The sequence below is a fragment of the Streptomyces sp. NPDC001027 genome (assembly GCF_040299045.1).
GTDB lineage: Bacteria > Actinomycetota > Actinomycetes > Streptomycetales > Streptomycetaceae > Streptomyces.
The window spans coordinates 1-12,208 of the sequence record NZ_JBEPBI010000228.1 but is presented as its reverse complement, the minus strand read 5'-3'; the positions used below and the strand labels follow the sequence as shown (position 1 = coordinate 12,208).

10 protein-coding genes and 2 pseudogenes are annotated in these 12,208 nt (G+C 71.7%); 5 read left to right on the top strand and 7 right to left on the bottom strand.

Going from position 1 to position 12,208, the window contains the following annotated elements; translation table 11 throughout:
- Positions 1–1,211, top strand: a 1,211-nt coding sequence (locus ABT300_RS35315) for an MMPL family transporter (RefSeq protein ID WP_351684715.1), incomplete at its 5' end; no start/stop codon positions are given.
- A gap of 137 nt (positions 1,212–1,348) precedes the next feature.
- Here the strand turns inward: ABT300_RS35315 and ABT300_RS35310 are convergent.
- From ABT300_RS35310 to ABT300_RS35300, 3 genes and pseudogenes are all read right to left on the bottom strand, one after another.
- On the bottom strand, positions 1,349–2,302 hold the full coding sequence (locus ABT300_RS35310) for a Ppx/GppA phosphatase family protein (RefSeq protein ID WP_351684712.1): 954 nt from the start codon (positions 2,300–2,302) through the stop codon (positions 1,349–1,351).
- Between the two features lie 165 nt (positions 2,303–2,467).
- Positions 2,468–2,695, bottom strand: a pseudogene (locus tag ABT300_RS35305) (hypothetical protein); the annotation flags it as partial.
- 93 nt (positions 2,696–2,788) lie between these two features.
- A complete protein-coding gene (locus tag ABT300_RS35300; RefSeq protein ID WP_351684709.1) occupies positions 2,789–3,667 on the bottom strand; it encodes an alpha/beta fold hydrolase in 879 nt (292 codons plus the stop codon).
- Between the two features lie 354 nt (positions 3,668–4,021).
- Between ABT300_RS35300 and ABT300_RS35295 the strand changes: the two genes are divergently transcribed.
- Entirely contained in the window at positions 4,022–5,521 is a 1,500-nt protein-coding gene (locus tag ABT300_RS35295; protein WP_351684706.1) for an MFS transporter, read from the top strand.
- 85 nt (positions 5,522–5,606) lie between these two features.
- Positions 5,607–5,904: pseudogene (locus ABT300_RS35290) on the top strand (TetR/AcrR family transcriptional regulator).
- 3 nt (positions 5,905–5,907) lie between these two features.
- Here ABT300_RS35290 and ABT300_RS35285 read toward each other — a convergent pair.
- The 4 genes from ABT300_RS35285 to ABT300_RS35270 all read right to left on the bottom strand — a co-directional run bounded on the left by ABT300_RS35285 (position 5,908) and on the right by ABT300_RS35270 (position 8,596).
- The gene (locus tag ABT300_RS35285; RefSeq protein ID WP_351684703.1) at positions 5,908–6,300 is read right to left on the bottom strand and encodes a type II toxin-antitoxin system death-on-curing family toxin; all 393 of its coding nucleotides are present in this window, start codon (positions 6,298–6,300) and stop codon (positions 5,908–5,910) included.
- Positions 6,297–6,491: a ribbon-helix-helix protein, CopG family gene (locus ABT300_RS35280; RefSeq protein ID WP_351684700.1), complete on the bottom strand. Its 195-nt coding sequence runs from the start codon at positions 6,489–6,491 to the stop codon at positions 6,297–6,299. The genes ABT300_RS35285 and ABT300_RS35280 overlap by 4 nt, the downstream gene beginning before the upstream one ends.
- 132 nt (positions 6,492–6,623) lie before the next feature.
- Complete coding sequence (locus ABT300_RS35275; RefSeq protein WP_351684697.1) at positions 6,624–7,316, bottom strand: response regulator; 693 nt, start codon at positions 7,314–7,316, stop codon at positions 6,624–6,626.
- The gene (locus tag ABT300_RS35270) at positions 7,313–8,596 is read right to left on the bottom strand and encodes a sensor histidine kinase (RefSeq protein ID WP_351684694.1); all 1,284 of its coding nucleotides are present in this window, start codon (positions 8,594–8,596) and stop codon (positions 7,313–7,315) included. The genes ABT300_RS35275 and ABT300_RS35270 overlap by 4 nt, the downstream gene beginning before the upstream one ends.
- A gap of 224 nt (positions 8,597–8,820) precedes the next feature.
- On the opposite strand from ABT300_RS35270, the gene ABT300_RS35265 reads away from it, so the two are divergent.
- Together ABT300_RS35265 and ABT300_RS35260 are read left to right on the top strand one after the other, a co-directional pair.
- The gene (locus ABT300_RS35265; RefSeq protein WP_351684691.1) at positions 8,821–9,528 is read left to right on the top strand and encodes an ABC transporter ATP-binding protein; all 708 of its coding nucleotides are present in this window, start codon (positions 8,821–8,823) and stop codon (positions 9,526–9,528) included.
- 44 nt (positions 9,529–9,572) lie between these two features.
- On the top strand, positions 9,573–11,873 hold the full coding sequence (locus ABT300_RS35260) for an ABC transporter permease (RefSeq protein WP_351684718.1): 2,301 nt from the start codon (positions 9,573–9,575) through the stop codon (positions 11,871–11,873).
- Positions 11,874–12,208 lie beyond the last annotated feature (335 nt).

The window sequence follows — 12,208 nt, the reverse complement described above, 5'->3', positions numbered from 1 at the left end:
CCCGGCTGACCCCGAAGCCCGGCGGCAAGGAGGCCCGGCGGGCCCTCGACCCCGACGGATCCGCGGGCACGGCGCCCCTGGGCGCCCGCTGGGTGCGGACCGTCGTAGCCAAGCCCCTGCTCACCGTCCTGGCGGCCGCCGGCGTCCTCGTCGCACTCGCGCTCCCCGCGGCGGACCTGCGCCTGGCGCTGCCGGACAACGGCTCGGCGCCGGTCGCCTCCACCGAACGCACGGCGTACGACACGGTCGGCGAGAAGTTCGGCCCCGGCTTCAACGGTCCGCTGCTGGTGCTGACCGAGACCGATGACCGGTCCGGGCGCCAGTCCGGCGCCGAGGCCGCACGTCGGCTGCGGGACCTCGAGGGCGTGAAGGCGGTGCTGCCGCCGCAGCCCACCCACGATCCCGCGCAGACCGTCATCCAGGTCGTGCCCGAGACCGGTCCCGACACGGCGGGCACCGCCCGCCTCGTCCGCGACATCCGTGCCGCGGCCCCGGGCATCCACGACGCCACCGGAGCGACCCTCGCGGTCACCGGCGCCACCGCCGTCAACATCGACGTCTCCGACCGGCTCAGCGAGTCCCTGCTGCCGTTCATGGCGATCGTCGTCGGCCTGAGCCTGATCCTGCTGACCATGGTGTTCCGTTCGCTGGTCGTCCCGCTCAAGGCCGCCGTCGGATTCCTGCTGTCGGTGGCCGCCTCGCTCGGCGCGGTCGTCGCCCTGTTCCAGTGGGGCTGGCTGGCGGACGCCCTCGGCCTCGCGCACACCGGTCCCGTCGTCAGCTTCCTGCCGATCATCCTGATCGGCGTGCTCTTCGGACTCGCCATGGACTACGAGGTGTTCCTCGTCTCCGGGATGCGGGAGGAGTGGGTCCACAGCGGCGAGGCCCGCCGCTCGGTGACCGACGGCGCGCGGCACAGCGTCCGGGTCGTCACCGCGGCCGCCCTGATCATGTTCACCGTCTTCGCCGGCTTCTTCCCGCTCGACGACGCCCTGATCAAGCCCATCGCCTTCGCGCTCGCCGTCGGCGTGGCCATCGACGCCTTCGCCGTCCGTCTGACCCTCGTCCCCGCAGTCCTCGCCCTCGCCGGACGGCACGCGTGGTGGCTCCCCGCCTGGCTGGACCGCGTCCTGCCCGACCTCGACGTCGAGGGCACACGCCTGCAGAGGGCCCCGGAACGGGAGCACGAGCAGGCCGAGCGGGTCTCCTGAAAGCGAGTCTCCTGAACCGGCAGGGCGCCCCCGGCGGACGCGCCGGCCGCGCACAGTCCGGCGAGGTCACCGGGACGACGGCTCCGAGACGTGAGAGGGCCGCCAGTCCGACGGTCCGGAGGAGTCGTACGGCCTGCTCAGCCGGCGAGGCGGGGGCGGTCGGCCGGGGCGGGGACCATGCCGAGGCGCTCGAGCAGCAGCCCTTCCCGGGTGGACCAGGGGCAGACCTCGACGCTCCTGGCCCCGCAGGCCTCCATGAGCGCCTGCGCGATCAGGGCTCCGGCCAGGGACTGCTCGGCGCGGTGTCGGGAGATGCCCGGCAGCTCGGCGCGGTGCGACGGCGCCGTGTCGGCCAGCAGGGAGACCGCCGTGCGCAGCCGGGGCAGCGTCAGCCGGCCTCGGGCGCGCTGTCTCCTGCCCTGCGCGGCGGCGAGCCGGCCCAGCTGTTCGAAGGTCTTGGAGCAGGCCAGCACCCGCCCTCCCGGCTCGGCCTGCGGCAGGTCGGGGACGGCTTCCAGGGACCGGCGCAGGTGCTGCAGGATCTCCGCCGCACTCTGCCCGGGCGGCACCGTGCCGCCGGGGAGCCGGTCCCGGGTGATCCTGCGGGCGCCCAGCGGCAGCGAGTGGACGACGCGGGGCTGGTCGCCGGAACCGGCGGCGATCTCCACGGTGCCGCCGCCGACGTCCAGGACCAGCAGCTGCCCGGTCGCCGGCCCGGCCCACCGGCGGGCGGCCACATAGGCCAGCCGCGCCTCTTCCTCGCCGGGCAGCACGCGCAGCCGGGTGCCGGTGGTGCGCGCCACTCGCGCGATGATCTCCTCGCGGTTGGGCGCGTCCCGGATCACGGAGGTCGCGAACGCGAACACGTCCGGTCCGGACAGATCCGGGTCGGCGGCGACGGCCTCGGCCACAGCCCGCTCGACACTCTGCACGCCGATCTTGTCCAGACGCCCCTTGCGGTCGAGGGTCTCGTGCAGTCTCAGCCGGACCTTGCGGGAGTACACCGGCTCCAGCACCGTGCCCGGACGCCGCCGCATCACCGTCAGCAGAGCGCTGTGGCACCCGACGTCGAGCACACCTGCCTGCCGCATCCCATCGCCTCCCCCTGGCCGCACTCGGCCCGACCGGCAACCACTCCCCTCCTCCGACGCCCTCGACGACGGCAGGCGGGGTTTCCGGACGGGCATGTAAGCATATCGTCACCGACGATGCACCCTCCGCCCCGACCCGAAGGCGCCCCGACGGCCCGCCTGCGGCTACGCGGGATCGAGCCCGGGCCGCGCGGGGAGCCCGCCGTTCTTCTCGCGGCGCAGCTCCTTGGCCATGGCCAAGGAGAACGAGTGAGCCACGGTCGCGTAGGCGTCCTTCAACGCCTCGACGTCCCCCTCGGGCTCCTTCGGCATCATCCAGCGCTTCACGCCGATGGCGACGTGGGCGGCATTCGCCGAGTCGGGGAACCTGTCGCTCCGGCACGCGAACCGGACCGCCGGTTCTCCTCGGTCAGCGCCGTCGCCGCGTCGAACGTGGAGGGACGGGCGATGTCGCCCTCCTGAAGCCCGGACCGGCGGTCGCGAGGGTCAGGCCACCGTGTTGAGCAGGTCGGCCAGTACGTCGGGGCGTTCCAGGGCGATGAAGTGGCCGGCGCCGGCGACCTGCGTGAAGTCGGCGGCCGGAAGCAGTCGTCTGTCGGCTTCCCGGTCCGAGGGGCGGGACCAGTCCTTTTCGCCGTAGACGAGATGGACGGGCGCCTTGATCTCGGGGTAGCGCGAGCGGGCCGCGATGAGGCTGGGCAGGGCCTGGTACACGGCCCGGGCGACGGCAGGGTAGCCGGGGCGGCCGCCCACCTGGAGGAGCTCGTCCACGTAGTCCTCGCGCAGCGCGCTCTTGTCGCCGAGGCCGCCCTGGAGGATCTTGCGCAGGGCGGGCCTGGGCTCCACCCCCGCGATCACCGGGCCGACTCCGGGGGCGAGGACCCCGCCGACCACCAGACGGGCGAGGAGACTCGAGCGGGCGATCCCACCCGAGAAGTCGTACGCGTTCACCGCGACGACCCGCCGGACGCGCTCGGGGAGATCGGCCGCGGCGGTGAGTGCGAGCACCGCCCCCATGGACTCCCCGACCAACGTCACGTCGTGAAGGTCGAGTTCCGTCAGCAGTCGCTCGACGCCCGCGCGCATGGCCGGCTCGTCGTACGACGCACCGGGCACGATCTCCGAGTAGCCCATCCCCGGCAGGTCGAGCGCGTACACGGTGTACCGGTCCGCGAGCAGCGGGACGAGGAGGCGGAAGTGCTCGGCCTGGGTGCGCACCGTGTGCAGCAGGACGAGGGGGGCGCCGGCGCCCGCCTTGAGGTAGCGCAGCGTTCCCTCACGTCCGGCGAGACCCGTGCGCGGGGCGATGGTGTGGCTGGTGGCCCCCTGGATGTGAATCGTGGGGCGGATCTCATGGCTGGGCATTCTGCCGACTCCTTGTGCGCGAAGGGGTGTGCGAGGGGGTTCGTTCGCCGGCTGGGGTGCAGCGCTGCCAGGTGGTCGGCGAGCACCGAAACGGTCATGTCACGCGCTCTCCTCGAGAACGAGAAACCGATCGGTTTCCACCCAAGGTAAACCGCTCGGTTTCCTCACGCAAGCCCATCGACGCCCCGACCCCGCCGAGGCGCTCCGCGCCGATGGACGCCCCGAACCGGAGGCGACGCCTTCACTTGCGCGCAGGAAACCGATCTGTTTTCCTCGGTGGAAACAGATCGGTTTCCGACCGCTGGTCGGCCCGTGCCGAGCGACTTCGCCCATGAGCGGCGACTAAGGGGAAAAGTGAGTACCACCTTCGACCGCGGGGCGCCCGCCTCCGGGAAGACAGAGTCGGGCCGCCGCGGCTCACACGCCGTGCGCTGGTGGGTGCTCGTCGTGCTGGGCGTGGCGCAGCTCATGGTCACGCTCGACGCGACCGTCGTGAACATCGCGCTGCCCGAAGCGCAGCACGACCTCGGTTTCAGCGACGGCAGCCGGCAGTGGGTCATCACGGGGTACGCCTTGGCGTTCGGCAGCCTGCTGCTGCTCGGGGGCCGACTCGGCGACCTGTTCGGTCGGCGTACGACCTTCGTGACCGGCCTGATCGGCTTCGCGGCCGCCTCCGTCGTCGGCGGCGCGGCCACCGGCTTCGACGTGCTCGTCGCGGCCCGCGTGGCCCAGGGAGTCTTCGCCGCGCTGCTCGCACCCGCGGCGCTCTCCCTGCTCAGCGTGACCTTCACCGAGCCGTCCGAGAGGCCGAAGGCCTTCGGCATCTTCAGTGCGCTGTCCGGTGCGGGCGCCGCGATCGGACTCCTGCTCGGCGGCATGCTCACCGAATGGGCGTCGTGGCGCTGGGTGATGTACGTCAACGTCGTCTTCGCGGGCGTCGCACTGGCCGGCGCCCTGCTGTTGCTGGCCAAGCCCGCGGTCACCGAGCGACCCCGGATCGACGTTCCCGGCGCCGTCGTGGTGAGCGCCGCGCTGTTCGGCGTCGTCTACGGGTTCGCCCACGTGGAATCCACCAGCTGGACCGACCCGGTCGCCCTCGGCTCCATGATCAGCGGCGTGGCGCTGCTCGCGGTGTTCGCCTGGCTGGAGCTCAGGGTCGCGCATCCGCTGCTGCCGCTGCGCGTCGTGCTGGACCGGACCCGGGGCGGTTCGTTCCTGGCCGTGTTCGTGCTGGGCATGGGGATGTTCTCGATCTTCCTGTTCCTGACCTACTACCTGGAGGCCGGCATCGGCTACTCGCCGATCGAGGCCGGCCTGTCCTTCCTGCCGATGGTCGGAGGCATCGTCGCCGCGTCGACGACAGTGCCTTCGCTGCTGCTGCCCAGGGTCGGCCCGAAGGTCGTGGTCAGCACAGGCTTCCTGGTCTCCGCGTCCGGCATGGCCCTGTTGACCCGGCTCACGCTGGACAGCGGCTACGCCGCCGACATCATGCCGGGCATGATCCTGCTGGGCCTCGGCATCGGCGGGGTGATGACCACCGCGTTCCAGGGCGCGACCGCGGGGATACATCACGAGGACGCGGGCGTCGCCTCGGCGCTGATCAACACCAGTCAGCAGGTGGGCGGCTCGATCAGCACGGCCCTGCTGACCACCGTCGCCTCGTCGGCCGCGACCGACTACCTGTCCTCGCACAAGCCGGGCCCGCTGACCGCGGCCCGGGCCGGGGTCGAGAGCTACACGGCCACCCTGGCGTGGGGCGCCGGGATCTTCGTGGTCGGTGCGGCGCTCACGGCGTTCCTGATGCCGAATGCCGCTCTGGCGCCGTCGGAGGGCGAGCCCGTGATCGCCCACTGAGCCAGGACACACCGTGACGACGAGCGTCGGCCCAGCCGTAATCCGATCGGTTTCCAACGGGCCGGAACCGAGTTGACCTCGAAAGATGACCACCGAGGCGATGCCGGGCTCCCGGGAGCGACTGCTGGAGGCCACGGCCACGCTCACCTACCGGGACGGCGTCAGCGTCGGCGTCGACACGGTGTGCAAGGCGGCGGGGGTGTCCAAGCGCTCCATGTACAAGCTGTTCGAGAGCAAGGAGGAACTCCTGGCGCCTGCTCGCCCGGCAGCTGACCCTGGTGTTCGACGGGGCCAGCGTCCGTGCGGGCATCAGAGCCGAGACACGGGCCTGGCTCATCGCCCCCACCGTGACCGCCCTGCTCGACGCGGCAGGCGTGCACTGACCGTCAGGCGAGGGGGAACCAGGTCGAGAGGCGCTTCGCGATCGCCGGTACGTCGATGTCGTCCTGTGCGACTTCCTCGACGAACGGGCCGGCGATCGCGACGGGCGGCGGGACGGTACCGGCGCTGACGCCGTTGAACCGCAGGAAGACACGCATGGCGAGCCAGGCGGTGCGCTTGTTGCCGTCGATCAGCGCATGATTGCGGGCGACGGAATGCAGCAGCGCGGCAGCCTTCTCGTGCAGCGTGGGATACAGCTCGGTCCCGAACACGTTCGTCCGGGGTCGCTCGACCGCCGACACCAGAAGGCCCATGTCACGCACGCTGTGCTCGGTGCCGTTGACCGTGCGGGCGATCGCCAGGATCTCGTCGATCTGGAGGTGGCGCACGGTCGTCACTTCAGGTAGTCCAGGATCTCCGCGTCGCTGTCCATGAGCTCGGCCAGCACGTCGTCGACCTTCAGCTCCGCCCGGTCCTGGGCGTCGCGAATGGCCTCGATGGCAAGCTCCTGCTTGCTGCGCCCCTCCCGACGAGCCCGCTCGGTGAGCGCCGCGTCAAGGTCGTCGGGAAGCCGGAGTGTCATCGCCATACAGCCATGATACCTGACTGGTATCAAGGCGACGAGGCGAGCAGCCGCCCTGGCCGCAACCACTGATCGGACACGCCACCCACCCTCCCCGCGGGTCACGCCGGCGGGCCCCCCGGGGAGGTCTGCCCACGTCTACTCGGTGGACTGCTCGGCGGCCTCGTGTTCGCCGACGCTGACCAGTCCTGTTTCGTAGGCGACGATGACGGCCTGCACTCGGTCGCGGAGTCCGAGCTTGCCGAGGATGCGGGCGACGTGCGTCTTGACGGTCGCCTCGGCGAGATGGAGGCGGGCGGCGAGTTCGGCGTTGCTCAGTCCTCGGGCCAACAGGCCGAGGACCTCCAGTTCACGCGGGGTGAGCGAGGCGAGGTCGCGATGGAGGGCGGCGGCGTCGCTGCCTCGCCGGGTGAACCGTTGCACGAGTCGGCGGGTGATGGCGGGCGCGAGGAGAGCGTCGCCGGTACGGGCTGTACGGACGGCCGCGGTCAGCTGCTCAGGGGTGACGTCCTTGAGGAGGAAGCCGCTGGCCCCGGCGGACAGCGCAGCGTAGACGTACCGGTCGAGGTCGAAGGTGGTCAGGATGATCACGCGCGGTGCGCCGGCAGTGCCGGTGAGGATGCGGCGGGTGGCCTCCAGACCGTCCATCGCGGGCATCCGGACATCCATCAGAACCACGTCGGGGCGGGTGCGGTTGACCGCTTCGACCGCTTCGAGGCCGTTGGTCGCCTCGGCGACGACATCGATGCCGTCGGCGCCCAGGATCATCCGGAATCCGGTGCGGACCAGGGTCTGGTCGTCGGCAAGGAGCACACGCAGCGGATCGGTCACGGTGTCTCCAAGGGGATCAGGGCTTCCACACGGTAGCCGCCGGTGAGTCGTCGGCCGGTGTTCAGGGTTCCGTCGTAGACGGCGAGACGCTCGCGCAGGCCGATCAGGCCCCGGCCGCCTCCGGTGCCCGAGCCCGGGTGTCCGCCGGTGTCGGTGACTTCCACCCGGAGTTGATGCGGGCCGTAGTCGACGGTGACGGCGGCGGTGGCGCCCGACGCGTGCTTCACCGTGTTGGTCAGGCCCTCCTGGACCACGCGGTAGGCGGCGAGTTCCAGGCCGGGGGGAAGGGGACGGGGCGGTCCTGTCACGGTCAGATCGACGCGCAGTCCGGTGTCCCGTACCCGACCGATGAGCGTCTCCAACTGGTCAAGGCCTGGCTGCGGCGCCAACTCATTCCCCGTGTCCGCGCCCTCGCCCCGGTCGTCCATGGTGAGCAGGCCCATGACGTGGCGCAGTTCGGTCATGGCCGCGCGGCCGCCCGCCTCTACGGCCAGCAGCGCCTCACCGGCCTGCTCGGGGGAGGCTTTCATGATCTTGCGGGCCGCGCCCGCCTGGATGACCATCACGCTGACGTTGTGCGTGACGACGTCGTGCAGTTCGCGGGCGATCCTGGCCCGCTCATGCTCGACGGCCCGGCGCAGGACCTCGGCCTGCTCGCGCTCCAGGGCGAAGAGCCGGGTGCGGCCTTCGTCGGTACGGAGTTTCCAGGTACGCAGACCGATGGCGGCCCCCGCCATCGGGACCAGAATCAGCAGGGCGATGTATTCGTTGGGGACGATCGGTGTCACCGAGTTCCCCGAGGTGCCGACGAGGAGGACCGACACCGGCAGCGCAGCCAGGGTGGCGGTCCGGTACGGGCTGTAGACGGCGGCGCTGTATACGGCGATGACGAACGCGTAGAAGGTCAGTCGCATCACGCTGTGCGGTGTCGCCAGTGTCGCGGCCGTCACTACGCACAGCACGGCGAGCGGGTGGCGGCGGCGCAGCGCCAGGGCACCGGAGGCGACGGCCGCGAGAGTCACCATCAAGGCCAGGCCTCCGGGGCCGGACGGGCGCGGGACGGCCACCTCCACACCGGGTGCGACTTCCCGCAGCACGACGTTGCCGACGTTGTCGATGCCGTAGTGGACGGTGGCGATTCCGAGTGCCAGTGCCACCAGCACGTCGAACTGCCAGGCGCGCCGGGTGGGCCGCAGCGGTGGGCCGCTCGGGATCCTGGCATCGCGGACCGCCTCGCGGGCGGCTTTCCGCAGCCACACCGGCATCGTGCGTACGTCCATCACCGGCTCATTCTCGCTGCCGCCCGGGCCTGTGGAGTCCGACTCGGAGGTCGTTCCCACTGGACCGTCTACATCGCCCGCCTACATCGCAAGGATGACATTTCCGGTGCTCATCCCAGCGAGGTACCGCAAGGGGTCCGGGCGGGCGACGCGCACGGGCCGGGCCCGCTCCTAGCGTTCACACGGCGCCCACAGCTCACTGACCGTACGCAAGGAGCCCTTTCATGACCATGCCGGTGATCGAACTGCGCGGTGTGAGCCGCCGATACGACGACGGCCCGCCCGCCCTGCACGAGGCGTCGCTGACCGTGCAGCACGGCGAGGCCGTCGCGATCCTCGGCCCTTCCGGCAGCGGCAAGTCCACGCTGCTCAATCTGATCGCCGGCCTGGACCGGCCGGACACGGGGACCGTCACCGTGGACGGGGTGCGCGTGGACAAGCTCGGCGAGTCCGGCTCCGCCCTCTACCGGCGCTCGAAGATCGGCATGGTCTTTCAGTTCTTCAACCTGCTCGACGATCTGACCGTCGCCGACAACGTCGTTCTGCCGGCACGCCTTGCGGGCATGGCACGTGCCGAGGCACGCCGGCGGGCGGCGGAGCTCATGGAAAACCTCGGCATCGACCGGCACGCCTGCGCGTATCCGGGGCGGCTGTCCGGCGGCGAGCGGCAGCGGGTCGCGGTGGCGCGGGCGCTGATGAACCGGCCGCCACTGCTGCTGGCCGACGAGCCGACCGGCGCCCTGGACACGGCCGCCGGACACGACGTCAGCGGACTGCTCACGGACCTCAACGCCGACGGCCAGACCATCGTCGTGGTCACCCACGACCTGTCCCTCGCCCGGTCCTGCACGCGGCGTACGGTCAAGATCGCCGACGGCCGGATCGTCGAGGACGTCCCTTCGCAGGCGGTCGCCCCGGAGGCCGTCCGTTGAGCGCGCTCGGCAAAGTGGTGCGCTCGGGGGTGGGACGACGCCGGATGCAGACGCTGGTGATCGGGCTCGCCACGATGATGGCGGTGGCCGCCTCCGTCCTGGGCGGATCGCTGCTGGTCGTCTCCAGCGCCCCCTTCGACGACGCCTTCGCCCAGCAGCGTGGCGCGCATCTGTCCGTCGATTTCGACGCGGACAAGGTGAGTGCCGGACAACTGTCGAAGTCCAAGGACGCCGCGGGGGTGAGCGGTGCGGCCGGGCCGTTCCGTTCGGCGACCGTCACCCCGCGGGCGAGCGAGGCGGGCCCCGGCTGGCCGATGACCGTGGTTGGCCGTTCCGATCCCGGACGGGACGTGGACGAGGTGGCGCTGGTCGACGGGCGGTGGCCCACCCGTTCCGGCGAGATCGTGCTGTCCGCCGACGCCTCGCTCATCCCGACCCTGGGCAGGAAGGTCACCTTCACTCATCTGCCCGACGAACCGACCCTCACGGTGGTCGGCGTCGCCCGCTCGGTCACGCGTACCGCCGACGCCTGGGTGGTTCCGGCCCAGATGCCGGCGCTCACCGCGCCCGGGAGCGGCGGCTACCAGATGCTCTACCGCTTCACGAACGCGGGCGCCGCCGCGCAGATCACCGCGGGCGGCAAAGCCGTGACCCGGTCCCTGGCGCCGGGGGCAGCCGTCGGCAAACAGTCCTGGCTCACCGTCAAGAACGACGCCGAGCGCGGCACCGCCGTCTACGTTCCGTTCCTCATCGCCTTCGGCGCCCTGGGCCTTGTCATGTCGGCGCTCATCGTCGGCAACGTCGTCGCGTCGGCCGTGGGCACGGGAACGCGCCGCATCGGGATCCTCAAGGCCGTCGGTTTCACCCCGGCCCTGGTCGTGCGCGCCTACATCGGCCAGGCACTGATCCCGTCCGGCGTCGGTACGACCCTCGGCGTCCTCGCCGGCCACCTGCTCGCCGTCCCTGTGATGGCCGAGACCGAGGAGGTCTACGGCTCCTCGTCCCTGGCCGTCGCTCCCTGGGTCGACCTGGCGGTGATCGCCGGGGTGCTCGGCCTGGTGACGGCCATCGCGTGGGCGAGTGCCTTTCGCGCCGGGCGGCTGCGCACGGTCGACGCGCTCGCCGTCGGGCGTACCGCTTCGGCGGGGCGCGGCCGGTGGGCGGCCCGCTCGGCCGGACGGCTGCCGCTACCGCGGCCGGTGGCCCTCGGCCTGGCCCGGCCCTTCGCGCGGCCCGCCCGCGCGCTCGCCATGGGCACGGCGATCCTGTTCGGCGCCATCGCTGTCACGTTCACCGTGGGGATGGGCGCCACGCTCGGCAAGGTGATGGACGCCAAGGCCCACGACGTCGCCGACGTCACCGTGCCCGCACCCATGCCGGACTTCGGACCCCAGCCCCCTGGCGGCAAGAAGCAGCACAAGGCCGACCCCGCCGCGGTCGCAGAGGCCATCGAGTTCGCCGCCGGGACCGGCAAGCACTACCGCGCCTCGACGGTGCGCTCGACCGTGTCCGGCCTGACCGGGGCCGTCGACGTGGTCGCCTTCACAGGCGACGCCTCGTGGGGCGGCTACACGATGGTCGCGGGCCGCTGGATCGACAGGCCCGGCGAGGCCGTGGTCCCCACCCCCTTCCTGAGCGCCACCGGCATTCACATCGGCGACAGCATCACCCTGAACGGCCTGGCCGAGCCGGTCACGGTCCGGGTCGTCGGCGAGCTCCTCGACCCCCGCAATTCCGGCATGCAGGTCTTCACCGACGCCTCGACCCTCACCGCCGCACATCCCGACCTGACAGATACGAGCCATCACATCGCGGTCACCTCAGGCGTCGACGTCTCCGCCTACGTCACCGCGCTGAACAAGGACCTGGCACCGCTGGGGGCCACCGCTCAGGCCGGCGGGCTCGACGCGGGCGGCGACATGGTCGTCACACTCAACGCGCTGTCCGCGATGCTCACGCTGATGCTCGTCGCCGTCGCCGCGCTCGGCGTGCTCAACGGCGTGCTGCTCGACACCCGCGAGCGGGTGCGGGAGATCGGTGTCCACAAGGCGCTCGGCATGACCCCGCGACAGACCGTCGCGATGGTCCTCACCTCGGTCGTCGTGACCGGCCTGGTCGCGGGAGCCCTGGGTGTGCCACTGGGCGTGGCCCTGCACGGCTGGGTTCTGCCCGCGATGGGCGACAGCGTGGGACTGCGGCTGCCCGATTCCGTCATCGCCGTCTACCACGGCACCGAACTACTCCTGCTTGCACTCGGCGGCCTGCTCATCGCCACTCTGGGCGCACTCCTGCCCGCTGGCTGGGCCGCCAGGACCCGAACCGCCACGGCCCTGCGCACCGAATAGGAGGTCAGGTTCAGATTTCGCGCCTCCGGCCCCCACCGCACGGAGCGGCGGGGGCCGGTCGGCTGTTCACCGCAACTGGGCCCCGGAGTCGTGTCTCTGACCCACCCGCAAAGTAGTGGCGCCCTACTCGCCGCCTTCCAGCCGACGCGGGACACGGGAGTTCCGCAGCTCCCTGAGGCCCGGGGATGTGGTTGCACAGCGTCCCGGACTTCTCGTCAGCGAAGATGCGGCGGCATCCGGCGGCCTTGAGTCGTCGGCATCGTCCCGGAGGCGGTCGCGGTCGACGCCGGTGCGGCGGCAGCCGGGGGGCGGCCGTGAGCGGCGAGGGAACGGAC